18 protein-coding genes are annotated in these 18,243 nt (G+C 57.6%); 5 read left to right on the plus strand and 13 right to left on the minus strand.

Annotation, left to right across the window (positions count from 1 at the left end; all coding sequences use genetic code 11):
- The first annotated feature begins 129 nt into the window (after nt 1-129).
- Nucleotides 130-1,026, plus strand: a complete 897-nt coding sequence (locus AC13D2_RS20225; RefSeq protein ID WP_482939072.1) for an acyltransferase — start codon at nt 130-132, stop codon at nt 1,024-1,026.
- Here AC13D2_RS20225 and AC13D2_RS20230 read toward each other — a convergent pair.
- The 8 genes from AC13D2_RS20230 to AC13D2_RS20265 all read right to left on the minus strand — a co-directional run bounded on the left by AC13D2_RS20230 (nt 1,023) and on the right by AC13D2_RS20265 (nt 11,617).
- On the minus strand, nt 1,023-1,229 hold the full coding sequence (locus AC13D2_RS20230; protein WP_482939073.1) for a hypothetical protein: 207 nt from the start codon (nt 1,227-1,229) through the stop codon (nt 1,023-1,025). The genes AC13D2_RS20225 and AC13D2_RS20230 overlap by 4 nt on opposite strands.
- A 67-nt stretch (nt 1,230-1,296) precedes the next feature.
- A complete protein-coding gene (locus AC13D2_RS20235; protein WP_482939074.1) occupies nt 1,297-3,285 on the minus strand; it encodes a ribonuclease R family protein in 1,989 nt (662 codons plus the stop codon).
- Nucleotides 3,286-3,360: 75 nt separating this feature from the next.
- On the minus strand, nt 3,361-5,079 hold the full coding sequence (locus AC13D2_RS20240; protein WP_482939075.1) for a sensor domain-containing diguanylate cyclase: 1,719 nt from the start codon (nt 5,077-5,079) through the stop codon (nt 3,361-3,363).
- A 74-nt stretch (nt 5,080-5,153) separates the two neighbouring features.
- On the minus strand, nt 5,154-5,603 hold the full coding sequence (locus AC13D2_RS20245) for a DUF411 domain-containing protein (RefSeq protein ID WP_300493867.1): 450 nt from the start codon (nt 5,601-5,603) through the stop codon (nt 5,154-5,156).
- A 125-nt stretch (nt 5,604-5,728) separates the two neighbouring features.
- Nucleotides 5,729-8,308 carry a heavy metal translocating P-type ATPase gene (locus tag AC13D2_RS20250; RefSeq protein WP_482939076.1) on the minus strand — a complete coding sequence of 860 codons (2,580 nt, stop codon included), beginning with the start codon at nt 8,306-8,308 and terminating at the stop codon, nt 5,729-5,731.
- 6 nt (nt 8,309-8,314) lie between these two features.
- On the minus strand, nt 8,315-8,746 hold the full coding sequence (locus tag AC13D2_RS20255; protein WP_420389859.1) for a MerR family transcriptional regulator: 432 nt from the start codon (nt 8,744-8,746) through the stop codon (nt 8,315-8,317).
- 230 nt (nt 8,747-8,976) lie between these two features.
- Nucleotides 8,977-9,297 (minus strand): hypothetical protein, encoded by a 321-nt coding sequence (locus AC13D2_RS20260; RefSeq protein WP_292049533.1) that lies wholly within the window; start codon nt 9,295-9,297, stop codon nt 8,977-8,979.
- Nucleotides 9,298-9,355: 58 nt separating this feature from the next.
- Complete coding sequence (locus tag AC13D2_RS20265; protein ID WP_482939077.1) at nt 9,356-11,617, minus strand: bifunctional diguanylate cyclase/phosphodiesterase; 2,262 nt, start codon at nt 11,615-11,617, stop codon at nt 9,356-9,358.
- A 193-nt stretch (nt 11,618-11,810) separates the two neighbouring features.
- Between AC13D2_RS20265 and AC13D2_RS20270 the strand changes: the two genes are divergently transcribed.
- Entirely contained in the window at nt 11,811-11,975 is a 165-nt protein-coding gene (locus AC13D2_RS20270; protein WP_292049530.1) for a hypothetical protein, read from the plus strand.
- 33 nt (nt 11,976-12,008) lie between these two features.
- Here the strand turns inward: AC13D2_RS20270 and AC13D2_RS20275 are convergent, their stop codons facing one another.
- The 3 genes from AC13D2_RS20275 to folE are packed head-to-tail and all read right to left on the minus strand — an operon-like array spanning nt 12,009 to nt 13,410.
- The gene (locus tag AC13D2_RS20275) at nt 12,009-12,422 is read right to left on the minus strand and encodes a CoA-binding protein (protein ID WP_292049529.1); all 414 of its coding nucleotides are present in this window, start codon (nt 12,420-12,422) and stop codon (nt 12,009-12,011) included.
- Between the two features lie 14 nt (nt 12,423-12,436).
- Nucleotides 12,437-12,817 (minus strand): dihydroneopterin triphosphate 2'-epimerase, encoded by a 381-nt coding sequence (gene folX, locus AC13D2_RS20280; protein WP_036211420.1) that lies wholly within the window; start codon nt 12,815-12,817, stop codon nt 12,437-12,439.
- 26 nt (nt 12,818-12,843) lie between these two features.
- Entirely contained in the window at nt 12,844-13,410 is a 567-nt protein-coding gene (gene folE / locus AC13D2_RS20285) for a GTP cyclohydrolase I FolE (protein WP_482939078.1), read from the minus strand.
- Nucleotides 13,411-13,604: 194 nt separating this feature from the next.
- Between folE and AC13D2_RS20290 the strand changes: the two genes are divergently transcribed.
- Nucleotides 13,605-14,519 (plus strand): alpha/beta fold hydrolase, encoded by a 915-nt coding sequence (locus AC13D2_RS20290; protein ID WP_300493880.1) that lies wholly within the window; start codon nt 13,605-13,607, stop codon nt 14,517-14,519.
- A gap of 11 nt (nt 14,520-14,530) precedes the next feature.
- Here AC13D2_RS20290 and AC13D2_RS20295 read toward each other — a convergent pair whose 3' ends face one another.
- The gene (locus AC13D2_RS20295) at nt 14,531-15,601 is read right to left on the minus strand and encodes a GGDEF domain-containing protein (RefSeq protein ID WP_482939079.1); all 1,071 of its coding nucleotides are present in this window, start codon (nt 15,599-15,601) and stop codon (nt 14,531-14,533) included.
- A 175-nt stretch (nt 15,602-15,776) separates the two neighbouring features.
- Between AC13D2_RS20295 and AC13D2_RS20300 the strand changes: the two genes are divergently transcribed.
- Together AC13D2_RS20300 and AC13D2_RS20305 are read left to right on the plus strand one after the other, a co-directional pair.
- Nucleotides 15,777-16,871 carry a patatin-like phospholipase family protein gene (locus AC13D2_RS20300; RefSeq protein WP_482939080.1) on the plus strand — a complete coding sequence of 365 codons (1,095 nt, stop codon included), beginning with the start codon at nt 15,777-15,779 and terminating at the stop codon, nt 16,869-16,871.
- 69 nt (nt 16,872-16,940) lie between these two features.
- Nucleotides 16,941-17,198, plus strand: coding sequence for a CDGSH iron-sulfur domain-containing protein (locus AC13D2_RS20305; protein ID WP_292049522.1), 258 nt, complete (start codon nt 16,941-16,943; stop codon nt 17,196-17,198).
- Here AC13D2_RS20305 and AC13D2_RS20310 read toward each other — a convergent pair.
- Nucleotides 17,186-18,220, minus strand: a complete 1,035-nt coding sequence (locus AC13D2_RS20310) for a PAS domain-containing protein (RefSeq protein WP_292049520.1) — start codon at nt 18,218-18,220, stop codon at nt 17,186-17,188. The two genes, AC13D2_RS20305 and AC13D2_RS20310, sit on opposite strands and share 13 nt — an antisense overlap.
- Nucleotides 18,221-18,243 lie beyond the last annotated feature (23 nt).

Consider the following 18,243-nt stretch of genomic DNA (forward strand, 5'->3'; position numbering starts at 1 on the left):
CCTATACAGGCCAGAACTATGGCAAGAACGTCCATCACCATTGGCAAACCGGTCACTTCAGGCCACTGCCCAAAGCTGCTCACCATTGGTATCATTCAGCCATCTTAAAAAACCAACAACAGGACAACCATGCTCAGCTTCCTGCCAGCCCCCGTTATCGGCGTCATCAGTTCCATCCTCCTGGGGCTGAATACCCTGTTCTGGTGCCTGCTTCTCTACATCCCGGCCATATTGAAGCTGATTATTCCCCACACCGGTTTCCGGGTGCTGTGCACCAAAGTCATCATCTGGATCGCCGAAGCCTGGGTTGCCTGCAACACCGGCTGGATGAAACTCACCCAGGGCACGGAATGGACCGTCCACGGCGACGAAAAGCTCAAGCGGGAAAGCTGGTACCTGGTGTTGAGCAACCATCAAAGCTGGGTCGACATCTTCGCCATGCAGCGGGTGTTCAACCACCGTGCACCGTTTCTGAAGTTCTTCCTCAAGCAACAACTGATCTGGGTGCCGGTCATAGGGTTGGCCTGGTGGGGGTTGGATTTCCCGTTCATGAAACGCTACACCCGCGAGTACCTGATCAAACACCCGGAAAAGCGTGGTGAAGATCTTAAAGCGACCCGCACGGCTTGTGAGAAGTTCCGCTACACCCCGGTAAGCGTGATGAATTTCGTTGAAGGCACGCGCTTTACCCAGGCCAAGCACGACAAGCAGAAATCAAAATACACCCACCTGCTGACACCAAAGGCCGGCGGTGTGGCTTTCGTGCTGGATGCCATGGGCGACTCCATCGAAACCCTGGTGGATGTCACTATTGCCTATCCCGGGGGGGCTCCAACGTTCTGGGATTTCATGTGCGGAAGGGTGAGGAAAGTCGGCATGGAGATCGACACAGTTACCATCCCGGCGCACCTGAAAGGCCGGGATTATGCGACCGATGCAGAGCACCGAAAAAACGTGAAGAACTGGCTGGCGGAACAGTGGCGGGCGAAAGACGAACGCTTGTCGAGGATGCTTGGGCAGGACTAATTGCTGTCCTCGTCGTCTTCGACCTCGTCCGGGTGTTCTTTCTTGTAACGCTCCCACTCTTCCCAGTCATGGGGCGTGCCAGCATGAGGGCGCTTCAAATGCTTTGCGTGCTCCATCGCATTGTGGCGCAGGCTATGGTCGCGCTCCTCTTCTTCCTCTTCGAAGCCATACTTCTTCAGGAACTCGGTTGGACTGATCGGCATCCGGATTCACCTCCGTAACGAATAAGTGCCCGTTTATCCATTAAGATGGCGCTCCGGAGCCGGATTTTCAAGCATCAATGGTGTTCGCGGGCTCACGGCCTTCAGCCGGCGCGTCCACCAGATTGAACTGGATCTGCTTGCGTTCGTTGTCCACGCCGGAGAAGGTCACGGTCACTGGTTGTTCCAACTGGAACGTGCGGCCGTTCTTGTTGTGAACCAGGCGCAACGTAACGGGATCGAAGCTGAACTTACCTTCAAGTGTTTTGCAGCTCACGAACCCTTCCAGTCCGTTAGCATCCAGCCGTACAAAGAACCCTGCCGGCGTTGTGCGGCTGATCACGCCGGTCATCGCGTTTTCACCAAGGGTTTTCGCAAAATCACTCTTGAGCCAGTTCTCAAGGCTGTTGGCAGCCTGACGGGCGCGGATCTGGGTCTGTTGCAGTTCGGTCAGTTGCTCATCGTTGAGCTCGTTCAGCGACTCCTGCCACAGGATCGACTTGATCAGCCGATGCACGTGGAAATCGCTGAACTTGCGAAGCGGCGATGTGAACGTGGTGTAGGCGGCAAGCCCCATGCCTTGATGGGGCGCCGGCGTGAACGACAGCTCGGCGCGGGCAAGCTGGCGGGAAATAATCGCTTTGACGGGAACCTCTGCGGCCAGCCCCTCGGTCTGTTTCATCAGGTCGCGAAAGCCTGCGGCACTGGTGGCATCAATACCCGCCAAGTCAGGAGCATAACCCTCCAGCAGGGCGCGGACGTTATCGGAGCGGTCGTCCCGCAAACCCGGATGCTGGATAAACAGTCCCTTGTCACGTTGCCCCAGGAAGTCGGCCGCGCAGCGGTTGGCCGCAATCATGCATTCTTCCACCAGACGATGGGCCTCGTTCTGAACGGAGGGTTCGATCAGCCGTATGCGGCGATTCTCGTCCAGACGCAGGCGGAATTCGGGGCGGTCGCCGTTCACCAGTGCGTGCTCATGTCGCCATTTGCGCAGAGCGGTGGCGATCTGGTGGAGCTGGTCGAGGCTGTTGGAGACGGTATCCGGCAGCGCCTTGATTTCGTCGTCTTCCCGGCCTTCGATCAGGTTGGAGACCAGTTCGTAGCTGAGTTTGCCATGGGAGCGAATCACTGCCTGGTGAAATTGGTAGTCGCCGAGACTGCCATCATTGTTCACCTGAAGGTCGCAGACCAGTGCCAGGCGCTTGACGTCCGGCATCAGCGAGCACAGGCGGGTACTGAGGGTATCCGGCAGCATGGGCAGCGGTTCGCCGGGGAAATAGATGGCGGTAGCGCGGCGGAAGGCCTCCTGCTCGGCAGGGCTGCCCGGCTCGATAACAGCCGTTGGGTCGGCAATGGCAATGGACAGTTTCCAGCCGGTGGCGTTGGGCACTGCCAGCAGGGCATCGTCCATGTCCTGGGTGCCGGGGCTGTCGATGGTCACATAGGGCTGGTCGGTGCGATCATCCCGGCCTTCGCTTTTTGCCTCGACGGTTGATTCGTCCAGCGCACTGGCCTGTTTCTGCACGGCGTCGGACCAGGTGTCTGGCAGGTGGAAGGTGGCAACGGTGAGCGCGCGTTCGATGCCGGTATCACCGGCTTTGCCGATAACCTTCAGGATCTTTGCCTGGCCTTTGCCATCCTTGATCGGATGCTTGTGAATCTGGCAGTAGATGTAATCGTCGGGCTCGGCACCCTGGCGCTCCTTCGGCGGTATGAAGATCCAGCGGTTGATGCCGGGGGTTTCCGGCACCACGAAGTGGCCTTTACCTTTCACCAGATAGCGACCAACGAAGGTGTCCAGGCTGGTGTCCAGCAGTTCGTCGATCATGCCCTGGGTCTTGCCCTTGTCGCCCTCTTCCTCGGTGATCTTGACGCGGTCACCGGGCAGCACTTTCTGCATTTCTTCCGGTGGCAGGAAGACGTCTCGCCCCTCATCCAGCGCAACAAAGCCGAAACGCCCATTGGTGGCTTTGACGGTACCCGGAAAGACAACCTTGTTTTCCTCGATATTGGTTTTCAGCTGGCGCAACTGGCTGAGGGCGTCGGCATTGAGCATGAACAGAACCTGGCTGGATAAAATTTGAGTGTCGCTGCGGAGTATACCGGTTATGGCGGTATGAGTCAGACCATGTTACGCGGGGTTAATTTCCTGGCCTGATCCATCCGTGATAAGCACTTTATTCCGCCCCTGTTGTTTCACACGGTAGAGCGCCTGATCGGCCTGTCGCAGAATGGTATCAACGTTGTCGCCGGGCTGGCAGAGATACCCGCCCACGCTAACGGTCACCGGCGTGCCGGTGCGAATGCTGTCCCTTTCGATGGTTTCGCGTATCCGCGCGGCAATCTGGCACAGCGTATCTTCATCGCAGGGCGAGAGCACCACCACGAACTCGTCGCCGCCCCAGCGGCCGGGGTGGTCGTAGGGCCGCACGCCGGCCTTGAGCCACAGTGCCACGCGGCAGAGAATGTCGTCACCGGTCTGATGGCCCAATTCGTCGTTGACGGCCTTGAAGTGGTCAATGTCCAGCCAGATCAGACCAAAGCCCGTGTTCTGTCGTTTTGCCCGCTGTATTTCTTCATCCAGGGCTTCGTCCAGACCACGGCGGTTTTTAAGCCCGGTGAGGGCGTCAATACGCGCCAGCCTGTTCAGCTCATCGGTACGTTGCGCAACCTTTCGTTCCAGTTCGCGGGTCGAGTGCTCGAGCGTGTCGGTCATTGTCTCGAAATGACTGGCAAGCCTGCCGATCTCGTTGTCCGGTTTTTCCAGGTATGGGAGCGCAAAACTGCCACCCCGAACCTTTTCAACAGCGCTCTCAAGGCTGACGAGGGGTTTGAGGATGCGGGAACGGATGATCAGATGGAACAGAATCAGGGTGACCAGCAAGCTGGTCAGGAACACGGCAACCAAAGGCCATAGGTAACTGCGGGGCAGGAGCGCTTCAAGATCCAGCAGGGTGATTTCGAACCAGCCGATGGCAGGCAGGAAGGCCACGCCAGCCAGGTGTTTTCGGCCGTCCACGGTCACGAAGCTGCTCTCCACGGCACCGGTGGCGCCGCCCCGATTTTTCAGGAGCTGCAGCATGCCCAGCACCTTCTGCTTGTCTTCCGGGTTATCAAACAGCAGGTCGACGGTGCTTTTCTGGCCTTCCGGTTTGATGATGCTGGCAAAGTCGATGTAGTTGCGGTCGCGGTAGAGCTGTATCGCGCCGTTGTAGTCCACGAACAGGGTGGTGATACCCTCCTGGTCAATATCCACGATATCCTGCAGGAACGCGTCCAGGTCCAGGCCGGTACCGACCATGCCGACGATGCGATCTTCCTCATCCCGCATCAGCACGTCGATCCAGAGTTTGGTCACACCGAGCTCGGTATCGGGGTTTACGTTCAGATGAAAATTGCGGCCTTCCTCAATCAGTTGGAAGAACCAGGCATCTTCGGGTTTGTCGGGGGCCAGGATGTAGCGGAACTGATCATCCGCAAACTCGTTGTCGGCATTGTTGTAGTAATAGCGGCGGGAATCACGGAGGGCGACGAAGTAACTGTTGTCGCGGAAATTGCTCCGGAAGCTTTCCATTTCGCGGATGGCGTCGCGCTGTAACGCCTTATCTTCCGGTGAGGTAGCCCAGTTGACCAGCGTGGAGGAGTCGGCCATCTGGCGGGCGAGCCCGATTTCCCGTTCCAGGGATTGCAGCAGGCGGGCGCTGTCGTAGCGCACCTGTATTTCGGCAACCTGCTGCCCCCAGCGCTCGATGATGTCCTCGGAAAGCTCCCGATACGCGAGCCAGGAGGCGACTGAGGCGATGATCATCAGAGCCGCTGCCAGGCCCAGTAGTCGGGTTTTCAGGCTCAAAAGCTTTCCTTATGCACAGTCTGGATCTATCTGGAAGGTATGATAGAGCAGGCATGGCAAAGTGTGTAGGAAAACTAGTTGTGTTCTGCGAAGACTTTGGTCTGGCCGCTGTCGTTGAACATCAACACCTGATAGTGGTCCTTGCGCCCCCCCACTTCCATGCCGGGGGAGCCAGCCGGCATGCCGGGCACTGACAAGCCTTTTGCTTTCGGGGCCTCCGCAATCAACCGGTGAATGTCATTGGCAGGCACGTGACCTTCAATCACGTAGTCGCCAACAAACGCGGTGTGGCAACTGGCGAGTGACGGTGTCAGGCCGGCGTCGATCTTTATCGGGTTCAGGTTATTGGTTTCAGTGACCTCGACCTTGAAGCCGTTTTCCTTCAGATGGTCCACCCAATCCGTGCAGCAGCCGCAGGTCGGGGACTTGTAGACATGAATGTCTTTCAGTTCGTCTTCGGCCTGCAACTGACCATTCAAGCCGAAGGTTGCGACAAGGCCAAGGGCCAACACGTGTTTTTTCATGGTGTTACCTCAATGATGATGGCTGTGATCGTGGTTTGGTTTGCCGCCGCTGGAAGGTGACACCCAGAACCACCAGACGATGGCGGCCATCAGGATCAATCCTCCGGCATTGACCAGAAATGTACTCATTGGTTCCCCCCCTTGCCTGCGTTGCTGGTGGTTTTGAACAGTCGCAGCCGGTTGGCGTTGGTGACGACCGTGACCGAGGACAGCGACATCGCGGCGCCGGCCAGTATCGGGCTCATCAGAACCCCCCACAGTGGGTAAAGCAGCCCGGCCGCGACGGGTATGCCCAACGAGTTGTAGACAAAGGCGCCGAACAGGTTCTGGTGAATGTTGCGTACCGTGGCCCGGGATATCTCGATGGCGTCGGCAACGCCGTGAAGAGAGCCCCGCATCAGCGTAATACCGGCGCTTTCGATGGCGACATCGGTGCCGGTGCCAATGGCGAAGCCAACGTCCGCCGCCGCAAGGGCAGGCGCATCGTTGATGCCGTCGCCCACCATGGCCACGGTATAGCCTTTGCCCCGCATCTCGCTGACGATGGTGGCTTTGTCTTGCGGTAGGACTTCAGCTCGGTAACTGTCAATCCCGGCTTTTTCGGCGATGGCTTTGGCGGTGGCGTCGACGTCGCCAGTCACCATCATTACACGTATACCAGCATCGTGTAGCCGACGGATGGCGGCTTCCGAATCCTGTTTAATCGCATCGGCTACTCCAATCACACCCAGGGCCTCATTGCCCAGTGCCAGGAAAAGTGGTGTACCGGCCTCCGAGGTGATGGCATCGGCCTCATCCTGCAGTCCGGCCAGATCAATGTTCTCGCTCTCCAGCCAGCGACGGTTGCCCAGGCGTACGATTTGACCGTCCAACTCGCCTTGCACGCCTTTGCCGTTAAGGGCTTCGAAACCAGTGACAGTGTCGGGATTGGCGCCTTTCTCCTTCGCTTTCGCCATAATGGCTTCGGCCAACGGATGTTCTGAGTGTTGTTCCAGGCCAGCGGCCAGGGCCAGTAATCTGCCGGTATCGTCGTCGGCGGCATGGAAACGGGTGACCGCCGGGTGGCCTTCAGTAATGGTGCCAGTCTTGTCCAGAATCACCAGATCCAGCTTGCCGGCAGTCTGCAGGGCATCCCCCTGGCGAATCAGCGCGCCGTATTCCGCGGCCTTGCCAACGCCCACCATCACCGACATGGGCGTGGCCAGGCCCAGGGCACAGGGGCAGGCAATGATCAGCACCGTGGTGGCCGCCACCATCATGTGAACCACCGCCGGCTCCGGTCCGACGTTGTACCAGACCAGTGCCGACACCACGGCAATCAACATCACGCTCGGTACGAATACCGAGGAAATCTTGTCCGCCAGGCGGCCGATGGCGGGCTTTGAGCCCTGGGCCTTTTTCACCAGGCGGATGATTTGAGCGAGGGCGGTTTCGCTGCCCACGCGGGTGGCTTTGTAGATAATGGAACCATGGGTATTGATGGTGCCAGCGGACACCTCGTCGCCTTCGCCCTTGCTGACGGGCATGGGCTCACCGGTGAGCATGCTCTCGTCTACGCGGGTGCTGCCTTCGGTAATTTCCCCGTCGACCGGGAGTTTCTCACCCGGACGAACGCGGATATGATCACCAGCCCGAACCTGCTCCACCGGCAGGTCCTGCTCCTCCCCATCACGGATCACCCGGGCGGTTTTGGCGCGCAGATCCAGCAGCCGACGCACCGCTTCGGAGGTTTTTCCCTTGGCGCGAAGTTCCAGTGCCTGACCCAGATTGATCAGGCCAATAATCATCGCCGAAGCTTCAAAATACACGTGCCGTGCCATTTCCGGCAGTGCCTCCGGGATACTGACTACGGTCATGGAATAGACCCAGGCGGTGCCGGTTCCCAAAGCAATCAGCGTATCCATATTGGCATTGTGGTGCCGGAATGCTTTCCACGCTCCGGTGAAAAAGTGACCACCGGTGAGGGTCATGACACCCAGGGTGATAACGCCAAGAGTAAACCAGGTCAGTTGATTGTCACTGGTGACCACCATAGAACCAAAGCCCATGCCCCATATCATCAGCCCCAGGCCAAGGCCCAGGCTGACAGCCATCTTCACCAGCAGGGTCTTGTACTGCTTACGATCCTCTTCCTGCTTGCGGTCGTCCGCCGCGTCTGGATCTTCGATGAGGCTGGCGCCGTATCCGGAGCTTTCCACCGCCTTGATCAGCGCCTGAGTGTCTGCACGCCCGGTCGCCGTGGCGGTATTATCGGCAAGATTCATGTGCGCTGCGGTGATGCCGTCCACCGACGTCAGGGCCTTTTCGATGGTGTTCACGCAGGAGGCACAGGTGGCGCCGGTAATCGCGAGGTAAATCTGATCACCATTGCTCACAGCCTCAGCTTGCTCCTGCTCAGGCCGGTGCGCTGATCCAGAGTGGTTCTGGCGTGTACCTGAGTGACAGTGGTTTTCCTCTGAGGCGGCGCCGTCGTCGGAAGCCGTCTCCAGCGGCGACGCCGGGTAACCGGCTTCCGTTACGACGCGTGCCGCTTCACGGGTGTCGATGCCGTCGGGCAACGCGACCGTCTGTTCGTCCAGATTAACCTCAACCCGATCCGCACCGCCGGTCAGTGGCTCCAGGGCACTGCCAATCTTGCGAACACAACCCTGGCAGGAGGCACCGGATATCGATAAAGCGGGGTATAACGCGGTTTTCTCGTTCATCAAGCATTACTCCTTGCCACTGGTGTCTGGCTGGGATTCATCCCAATGTTCAATCAGCCTGCAAATCGTGTGTCCGTCCGGCGTACCATCCGGCATGTCCTGCCAGGCGGACAGCGCGGCGGTCATACGACTACGCAGTTGTTGTAGCTCGGCAATTTCACGTTCCACTTCCACAAGCCGCTGCTGGAATACATCCCGAACCATCGGGCAGGGCGAATGATGGTCATCTGCCTGCTCCAGAATCTGTCGTATTTCCGGCAGTGAAAACCCGAGCTGCCGGGCTTTGCGGGCAAACCGAAGCCGGCGCAAATCCTCAGAATCGTACTGTTGGTAATTGTTATCCGGATTCCGTGTAGGTTTCAGTAACCCTTCGCGGGTGTAGAACCGGACGGTATCCGGGTTAACCCCGGCGCCAATAGCAATCTCTTTGACTTTCATAGCTCAGACGACCATCCCGAATGTCGAACAAATGACTGGAAGGTATCTGTTTCAAAACTGTGCGGAGCCATGGATGGCGGAGCCCAAGCGTCACACGGATGTGCCGTAAAAAGCGTGTTTTGGAAACAGATACCTTCCAGTCACGATGGGCACCCTGCCACGGATGCCACCCTGTTTTGGATGAAGAGTAGACTAAAACCTGTGAGTAACTCACAGGTCAAAGGTTTTTTTCAGGAAGAGGTGCTTTTAGCCCTAAGGAAGGTGCCACAGGCCTTGCATTGGTCCGGGGCCATCAGCTTGGCCTGCCAGCCAATCTTTTGCCCGCAGGCGGGACACGCAAGACGCAGTTGCAGAATGATAATGGGGGTGACCAGCGCAGCAATCAGAAGCCCTAGCGGCCCCCAGCTGTCGCCACTGGACAGCCCGAGCTGGCTACTGAAGACCAGAACAATGACCAGTGAGAAGAAAGCGAAAATAAAGTAACGCTTGTTCCAGGCTTCCCACCTTCGCAGACGGACATCCTGTTCCGACGTCAGATATCTTGAACTCATGAGGCCGCACCTTGAAAACGAATACGGCAATAGTGGTGAATTGCGGCACTCATTTCAATCAGCTACCAACCGGCGTGTCGATATCCAGCAAGCCGGCGCTCAGCGCCCGTTCCAGTTCGCCTGCCGGAATCGGGCGGCTAATCAGGTAACCCTGAATCACATCACAGCGGTGATTTTTGAGGAAAGTCAGTTGCTCATGGGTTTCCACGCCCTCCGCCACAACCTGGATACCCAGGTTGTGGGCAAGATTGATCACCGCTCGAGTAATCACCGCGTCGTCGTGGCGCTCGGTAACCTCGGTAATGAAGGAACGGTCGATCTTCAGCAGATCTACGGGGAAATCCCTCAGGTAACCCAGCGACGAGTAACCCACGCCAAAGTCGTCAATAGCCAGGTGCACGCCCAGCTTGTGCAGCTTGGTCAACTGATTCAGGTTGTGCTCGATATTCTGGATGAAGATCTCTTCTGTCAGCTCCACTTCCAGCCGGCTCGCGGGAACACCGTTGTTTTCCAACGCTTCCTGAATATGGTCGACAATGCTTTCGTCATCCAGTTCACGGCCCGAGAGGTTTACCGCGATGCGCAGATGTGAGTAAGGACCTTTTTGCCATTTCGCCAGTTGCCGGCAGGCGGCCATTATCACCCAGCGGCCGATGTCGGTAATACGACCGCTTTCCTCCGCCAGGGGAATAAAGTCCACCGGCGGCAACAGGCCACGGCGAGGATGCTGCCAGCGAATCAGAGCCTCTACGCTGTTGATCGACGATTCGTTTAGATCCAGTTGGGGCTGGAAATAGAGCACGAACTCGTCGTTGGCCAGCGCGTGGCTCAGGTCCTTGTCCAATTCCAGGCGCATGACTTCCCGGTCCTGCATGCCTTCGGTGTAAAACTGGTAGGTGTTGCGGCCCTGTTCCTTGGCCCGGTAGAGCGCCACATCGGCATTGCGCAGCAGGGTATCGGCATCCAGGCCGCTCTGGGGATAGACAGCCACACCCATGGTTGCGGTAATGCCGTGTTCCTCGCTCTGCACCGCAAAGGGTTCTTCAAAGCACTGCTTGATCTGGCCCAGAAGATTGATTACATCGTCAATGTTTTCAACATGCTGTTGGCACACCATGAACTCGTCGCCACCGGAATAAGCCACCATGACTTTCTCGTCGCTGAGGGCATTCAAACGCTCAGCGACTTTGATGAGCAATTCGTCGCCGAATTGATGGCCGAGAGAATCGTTAAGCATCTGGAAACGGTCCAGGTCGATCATTACCAGTGCTACCTGGCGCATCTGACGGTCGGCGATGCTTAGCGTGTGCGCCAGGTCTTCCATGAAAAAACGGCGGTTGGCCAGACCGGTCAGGGCGTCTGTGGTTTCCAGGCGAGCAAGATCCTTTTGCACAGCCTGGCGTTGGCTGATTTCCGCATCCAGCTCCTGGCGGGTTTTCAGTAGTGCCCGGTTGCGCTTGAGAGTCAGCTGCACCAGAAGTGCAGTAAGGCTGGTCAGCAGGCCCATGAACAGCATGATAATAAAGGTCACAAATGGCCAGCGGCTGCGTTGTTCCTCAACCCACGAACTGGAAGGTGTTACCACCAGTGTCCAGTCGAGTGTTGGCAGGTCAACATCCAGAGTACGGGAGAAACTGAAGTCGGTCTCCATTGAACCATTAAGCTCGTAGGCGGGTTCGCCTTTTTCCCTGATTTCGATGTGGAAGGAAGTCAGGGCTCGGTTGGAAAGCATGTGGTTGGCCAGGGTCTCCATCCGGAACACGCCCGCGATAAAGCCGTTGTTGGCCTCACCTGTGAATATGGGCGCGTAGATGACCATACCCTTGCCGCCCTGTTTCAGGTTCACAATGCCGGAGATATCGAGGTTCCCGGTGGTCTGTGCCTCAAGCAGTGATGCCCGTCGTTCCGGAGAGAAGGCCACATTGAAACCAATGGCGTCTTTGTTACCTTCGACCGGTACCATCCAGCGGATGACATAATCACGGTCAATCCACTCGATCGCCTGGTAGACACCAAAATCCGACAGATATTGGCGGGCGTCCTGTGCCCAGATCTCATTTGGCGTGTCCGGCAAGGCTTCAAAACGTTTCGCCATACGGCTGATGGAGTTGGCGTGAACGCCGAATTCCCGCTCCAGCCGCTTTGCCATGGAACTGGCCTCGCTGCCGAGGTTGGACTGGATTCGAGTGTGGTCCTGCTTTTCGATGCCGTACTGCAAAACCAGGGCGATTCCCAGGAACACCAGAAAAATCAGTGCTGGAAATGCCGGATTCAGCAGTCCCCTCACGAACAGGGTTAGCGCTGATGCAGATTTGTCCACAAAATGCTCCGGTTGATGAGGTAACTGACTAACATAACGGCCGTATACACCCGATTATGAGGGATAAACGCGATGATCTGTTATCAATTGCGGAACCCTTTCCGTCCGTGAAATTCCGAAAGCACCATCCGGCAACGGAGGGTTAATCGACTCCCGCAGGCAGTGTACAGCGGTATAGGCGTCTCGGTGCTTGATGCGGCTCATCCAAAACATCGCACTGGCGTTGGCCTTGATGATTTCCACGCACTCCCGGATAACCGGGCGGGGGTGCATCCTGCAGGTTCGGGTCGTTGCCCTGTTCGATGGCGAGGGTGTGCTGGTTTTACGTCGGAACCACATGGCTCTGCCAGTCTTGTGATTGTCAGACCCGATTATGGCAGAAGTGTTGTCTTCAGAACAGGCGGGGGATTTCCTGCTTGGGGCATCGGTCCATGACCACCGTCATCCCGGCATTCTCCGCTCTGCGAGCCCCGTCTTCGTTAATAACACCAATCTGCATCCAGATAACCGGAATGCCCTTTTCGATGGCGGTATCGATAACCGGGTCGGTATGGTTTGGTGCGAGGAACAGGTCGGCCATGTCGACCGGCCCGGGAACAGACGCAAGATCGGCGTACACGGTTTCGCCTAACAGCGTCTTGCCAGCCAGTCGCGGGTTTACAGGGATCACCCGGTAGCCACGCCCCTGCAAGTAGGCCATTACTTCATGGCTGGGGCGGTGGGGTTTGTCACTGGCGCCCACGAGCGCAATCGTGTGGACGGTTTCCAGAATTTCGCGCAATTGTTGAGGGCTGTTTTGGGGCATGCGATATCAACTCTTCAGGAATCCCGGTGCGCCTCAAGGCGAACGGACACCGATTCGGCATAGCGTAGCGCATGGGGTTTGTCGATTTCCACCGCCGCCCAATGAACCGCTTCGTGCTCCATGACAATACTGAGCACCTCGTGGGTCAGCCGTTCCAGCAGTGCAAAACGGTTGCCGTCCACGTGGCCGATGATCTGCTTGGTAATGGTGCGGTAGTTCAGTGCCGCGCGGATGTCATTCTCGTTGATGGCTGCCGCGGCATCGTAGGTCAGGCAGACGTTAATCAGAACATCCTGCTGGTTATTGATTTCTTCTTCCTTGATGCCGATATACGCGCGCAGTAGCAAATCCTTGATGCGTACGGTTGCCTGGTGATTTCCGGTCACTGCAGTCATCTGGTCTCCTGGTCAACAATGGATGTTCAGCGATCCCGAATCAGCGTCAGGAACTCAGTCCGCGTGGCTTGTGACTTGCGGAACTGGCCCAGCATCATTGAGGTTTTCATGCGGGAGTTCTGCTTTTCAACGCCACGCATCATCATGCACATGTGTTGGGCTTCAATAACCACGGCCACGCCCTTGGCGCCGGTCACCGTCTCGATAGCCTCGGCGATCTCGCGGGTCAGGTTTTCCTGAATCTGCAACCGGCGAGCGTACATGTCGACGATACGGGCAAATTTGGACAGGCCCAGTACCTTGCCATTGGGCAGGTAGGCAATGTGACATTTTCCGATGAACGGCAACATGTGATGCTCGCACATGCTGTACAGCTCGATGTCCTGAATCACGACCATTTCGTCCATGGCGGACTCGAAAACCGCGTTGTTGACCAACGTATCCAGGCTTTGCTTGTAACCCTGTGTCAGGAACTGCATGGCCTTGGCTGCCCGTATGGGTGTGTCCTGAAGTCCCTCGCGATCAGGGTTTTCGCCCAGGCCTGCAATGATCTGCTGAAAATGGCTGGCCAGGTCGTCGAGCTTGTTGGTCATAGTCGCTTCCGGTTAAATGAGTCAGTTCAGGGCGAAAGCTTAAGGGAATTTTCTCACGCCCTCCAGACTTACGACTGCGCAGGGTGAAAAGACCACCCCGGAACGCTCTGGTTCGCAAATTGTCGGACCAGATCTGGCGAGGGCGGTTGGTTTGATTTAAAGTTTCAATTTCAAGCTGGTTTCAGGAAACCGCAATGGAACAGGTAATACCGGGAGTTCGGGGTGCCGCCCCCGGCGCAGGGACTGCGACACTGGAATGGTGGCAACAGGAAGGTAAGTGGTTTTCCTACGGCGGCCACGCTATCTTCAGCAGAATGGCGGGCCAGGGTGATCCCGTGGTACTACTGCATGGCTTTCCGACGGCCAGCTGGGACTGGAGCCGGCTGTGGCCGATGCTGGTGCAACATCACACCTTATTCACCCTCGACATGCTGGGCTTCGGCTTTTCCGATAAGCCGGCACTTTACGACTACAGCATCGAAGATCAGGCTGACATGTTCGAAGGTTGGATCGCCGGCCTGGGACTGAAGAACGTTAGCCTGTTCGCCCACGATTATGGCTGCAGTGTGGCCCAGGAACTGCTGGCCAGAGATCAGGAAGGGCTTTTGCCTTTCACCATCGCCCGGGTCGGCTTTCTTAACGGGGCCCTGTTTCCGGAAGTTCACAGCCCGCTTTTGATCCAGAAACTCCTGGGCAGCCCTCTCGGTGGCCTGATCAGTCGCGGGCTCACCCGTCGTACCTTCGAACGCAACTTCCGACGCCTGTTCGGCCCGGAAAACCCGCCGTCGCGAAAAGATATGGATGATTTCTGGTACCTGTTGACCTACAACAATGGCCGGGGAATTCTGCACAATCTGATCCATTTCATGGAAGAGCGCCGTTGCCATCGTAATCGCTGGGTGGGTGCCCTGCAGCAAGCAGAACAGCCAATGAGGCTGATCTCAGGAATTGCGGACCCGGTGTCCGGTTCCGCCATGGCCAGGCGTTACCGGGAGATGGTGCCGAACGCAGATGTGGTGAGCCTCCGCAATGTCGGTCACTATCCACATTTTGAAACGGCCGGCGAGGTATATCGGGCGTGGCGGGACTTCTGCAAGCAGCAGGCGTAACCCTGCAGTGGTTACAGGTCGGTGGCCAACGTCGTGTGGTCAGTGTCCTCTGGAGGGCCTTCGTGCAGCCTCCGGGCGGCGCTGACCACTTGGTTGCGGCCTCTCGCTTTGGCTTCGTATAGTGCCTGATCCGCGCGGTTCAACCAGACTGACCAGGTTTCACCCTTGCCCACTTCCGCCACACTCGCGCTGGCCGTGATCTGTATGCCTTCCACGAATGGGCGTGCACTGATGCTCGTCAGCAATTCCCGCGCGACTTTGTCAGCGTCCTTCTGACGGGTTTCCGGTAACACCAGCATGAATTCCTCTCCGCCAATACGGAACAGGCGGTCGCTCTCTCTCAGTCGCCTGCTGATCCGCTGTGTCAGCTCCTGCAAAACCTTGTCACCGGCCAGATGGCCCCAACGATCGTTGATCATCTTGAAGTAATCCAGGTCCAGCAATATGAGACTGGACACTCGTTCATACCGTTCACGCATCTGGATCTGTCCATTGAGGATGTCCGCCAATTGCGAACGATTGAAACAGCCAGTCAGGGGATCGGTGGTGGCGAGGCGCGTCAGTTCGACCTGCAGGCGGCCCACTAGCCAGGCGAAGATCATCACGAACAGACAGGTCAGGCCGAGGGAAAAGGTAATACGCCAGAAATCCGCTTCCGGAAACTTGATAAAAGACACGACGGACATACTGACTACAAACACGATATTACTGGCGGTGGCTTCCTTCAACGGAAGCAGGAAAAACAGTGCGGCAGCGGCGGGGTAAGCCCAGTAGAGCCCGGCGTGGCCATTGATCAGGGTGGAGTACACCGCGCAGACCACCGCCAACGTTGGGAACAGGCGCCCCTGGAGAAAATAGATGCTGCGGAACCGAAGGAAAGCGATAACGGCCACCGCATTCAGACAGAACAGAACCAGAAGTAGTGCCAACAGAACATTGCCCTTTTGCCACTGCACCATCACCAGTGGAGCGACGGCAATAAAAGCCCAGAAATGCAGGTGATATACGATTTGACGTTTGAAGCCGAGCACTGCAAGGGTGGGATTGGTGGCCAGGTTGTTTGTAGTGGCAAGAGGATTCACAGCACACTCCTGCTGTTTGTGTTGGGCCCGCAGTCCTTGATCCGGGCTTTTTCAAAGTCTAGCACGGCCTTCCTGGGAAGGTAGTTGGATTTGCACCTTTCAGTGCGCGCCGCTCGCGCTCTGGCTGCCGGGCCCCCAGTTCGCTAAACTGGCGGGCTCGGAACAAGGAGCCGTTATGAGCGCAGTACACACCCGTTCTCCCGCATTGACCGTCCGCGCCGGTCGCCGTGCTTTTGAGCGGTTGCGGGAGCAACCGTTTGCGGCGGGCGACGTGCACGTCATCCCGGGTGCTGCGGGTGGTCCCAAGGCGTTGGGCATTTCCGGCCTGGATAAAGCCATCTTTGGGGACTTTCTGCCCAGCGCGCCACAGGAACGCTCGCTGATTGGCTCTTCCATTGGCAGTTGGCGATTTGCAGCGGTGGCCTCGACGGACGACCCTAAAGCGCAACTGGCCCGGCTGGCGGACCTCTATACGTCCCAGCGCTTCGCTAAAGGCGTCAGTATGGCGGAAGTCAGCCGCAAGAGTGTGTTGTTCCTGGAAGAACTGCTGGCGGGTCATGAGAACCATATTCTCAATCATCCCTGGTACCGCCTGAATGTTGTCGTGGTTCGCAGTCGCGGCATGCTGGTACACGATACCAAAGGGCGCCTCAGCCTTGGCCTTATGAACGCCATTAGTGCCAACATGGTCAGCCGCCGACATCTGGGTCGGTTTATGGAGCGGGGCATCATCCATGATGCGCGAGTGAAAGCGCCCCTGGCCAAGCTGGTGGATTTCCCCAGCCATGAGGTGCCGTTGAGCCGCGATAACCTGATGCCAGCGCTGCTCGCGTCTGCGTCCATACCCTTGGTGATGTCTGGCGTCCGTAATATTCCCGGCGCCCCTGATGGGTTATATCGGGACGGCGGCCTGCTGGATTACCATCTTGACCTGCCGTACGAACAGCCCGGGGTGATCCTCTATCCCCACTTCACTGATAAGGTGGTTCCAGGTTGGTTCGATAAAACCCTGCCCTGGCGTCGCGGCGATGCCACCCGACTGCAGGATGTGCTGTTGGTGTCACCGTCCCCGGAGTATCTGGAATCTCTGCCAAACAGGAAACTGCCAGACAGGAAGGACTTCGAGCGCTACATTGGAGACGATGCTGGCCGCGAGCGCGCCTGGCGCAAGGCGATTGCCGAAAGCGACCGGTTGGGCGATGAGTTTATGGAATTGGTGGAATCCGGCCGTCTGAAGGATGTCATGCGGCCTTTGGATGGGAAGCGCTGAGCGCAGGCAATAAGCTCCACTTTGACTATACTGCCCTTGGATACAAAAGAATAAAGCAGGGGCTGACCAATGACTGATGAGAAGCCGAAAATTCCCAGAACCACGCCGTGTTCAGTGCTGGTCGAGGGCGGCAAGAACTACTTCTGGTGCGCCTGTGGCCGCAGTAACAGCCAGCCATTCTGCGACGGCTCCCACAAGGGAACAGGGTTTACTCCGGTTAAATACACGGCCGAAAAGCAAGAATGGGTCTGGTTCTGCGGGTGCAAGCACACCGGCAACCCGCCCTTGTGTGATGGTACCCACAAAACCCTGGATCAGGATGCCTGAATGCCAGGCTGGAGGCTTAGCCGGTAACCGCTGAAACCGTGTAGCGTATCCTGAAGTGCCAGTACGCGCAGTGTAACAGGTACTTGGCGAGCGTCGGCATCAAGCAACTTCAGGTCGATACGCTGTATTTGCCGCTCCTGGCGGGACGCCTTCAGTGCCCTGAGGAAGTTCTCCAGATAGGCGGGGTCAACCAATTGCTCGAATGGGGTTCCGGCGAGGTCCGCAGGTGCCTTCTTCAGAAGGTCCACCACCTGGGGTGAGATGTACCCGGTCAGTGCCTGTTCGTCCAGTTCGCAGATCGTAGCGCCGGAAAGGGCGACCAGGTCCCGGCTGCGTTGTTCGCTGTCGTTCAGTGCCTGTCGCAGGATCGATTTTTCCACCTGCATGTTGTTCAGTTGCAATTCGTACCCGCGGGATGCTTTGTCGGCGTTCCGGTAGTGACTTTGCCACCGGCGGATGCGGAGGCACAGGAAAACCACCACCACCGTTGCCAGCACCGTGATCACCAGCCCTGCGAGCCAGATGAAGCGGAACGAACGGTGAGCGGGTTGCGCCAGGAACTTGGAATCCGGCAGCGTCGTCACCAGCCATCGATGCTCTCCGATTGCGATTTCGGAGCGCAGGGATCGGGAACGGTCCGGGTTTTCCGCGCGGGTAGCCTGGAACAGCGGGGTTTTGGTATGTCTATCCAGAGTATCCACGCGTAAATTGAGCGTGCCGGGCACCGAATCCTTGAATACGGTTGTGAGCCAAAGCTCAGCCGGGGTAGTGTGGTTGATGGTCCTGGTTGACGAAACGCCATCCGGGTATAGCGGTGGAAGCTCGTCATACCCTCGTAAGCGGGCGACAAGTGTGTTGTGCTGCTTGTGGTATACCTGCTCGGCGAGTGAACGCGATTGCTCTTCGAGCGCCTGCGCCGTCAGGCCGGTAACAACAAGGCCGGCGAACAATACCAGCAGGGGCGCCCACAGGTGTGGCAACGCAATAACGTGTCCTGTCCCTGTCAATCGGGGGCTTTCCATAGGTTGATCCATAACCGGTGGCG

It is taken from the genome of Marinobacter sp. B-12 (assembly GCF_056857915.1).

Coding starts and splice junctions, on each gene's coding strand:
- AC13D2_RS20225 (WP_482939072.1), top strand. CDS start 130: ATGCTCAGCTTCCTGCCAGCCCCCGTTATCGGCGTCATCAGTTCCATC.
- AC13D2_RS20230 (WP_482939073.1), bottom strand. CDS start 1,229: ATGCCGATCAGTCCAACCGAGTTCCTGAAGAAGTATGGCTTCGAAGAG.
- AC13D2_RS20235 (WP_482939074.1), bottom strand. CDS start 3,285: ATGCTCAATGCCGACGCCCTCAGCCAGTTGCGCCAGCTGAAAACCAAT.
- AC13D2_RS20245 (WP_300493867.1), bottom strand. CDS start 5,603: ATGAAAAAACACGTGTTGGCCCTTGGCCTTGTCGCAACCTTCGGCTTG.
- AC13D2_RS20250 (WP_482939076.1), bottom strand. CDS start 8,308: ATGAACGAGAAAACCGCGTTATACCCCGCTTTATCGATATCCGGTGCC.
- AC13D2_RS20255 (WP_420389859.1), bottom strand. CDS start 8,746: ATGAAAGTCAAAGAGATTGCTATTGGCGCCGGGGTTAACCCGGATACC.
- AC13D2_RS20260 (WP_292049533.1), bottom strand. CDS start 9,297: ATGAGTTCAAGATATCTGACGTCGGAACAGGATGTCCGTCTGCGAAGG.
- AC13D2_RS20270 (WP_292049530.1), top strand. CDS start 11,811: ATGCGGCTCATCCAAAACATCGCACTGGCGTTGGCCTTGATGATTTCC.
- AC13D2_RS20275 (WP_292049529.1), bottom strand. CDS start 12,422: ATGCCCCAAAACAGCCCTCAACAATTGCGCGAAATTCTGGAAACCGTC.
- folX (WP_036211420.1), bottom strand. CDS start 12,817: ATGACTGCAGTGACCGGAAATCACCAGGCAACCGTACGCATCAAGGAT.
- folE (WP_482939078.1), bottom strand. CDS start 13,410: ATGACCAACAAGCTCGACGACCTGGCCAGCCATTTTCAGCAGATCATT.
- AC13D2_RS20290 (WP_300493880.1), top strand. CDS start 13,605: ATGGAACAGGTAATACCGGGAGTTCGGGGTGCCGCCCCCGGCGCAGGG.
- AC13D2_RS20300 (WP_482939080.1), top strand. CDS start 15,777: ATGAGCGCAGTACACACCCGTTCTCCCGCATTGACCGTCCGCGCCGGT.
- AC13D2_RS20305 (WP_292049522.1), top strand. CDS start 16,941: ATGACTGATGAGAAGCCGAAAATTCCCAGAACCACGCCGTGTTCAGTG.
- AC13D2_RS20310 (WP_292049520.1), bottom strand. CDS start 18,220: ATGGAAAGCCCCCGATTGACAGGGACAGGACACGTTATTGCGTTGCCA.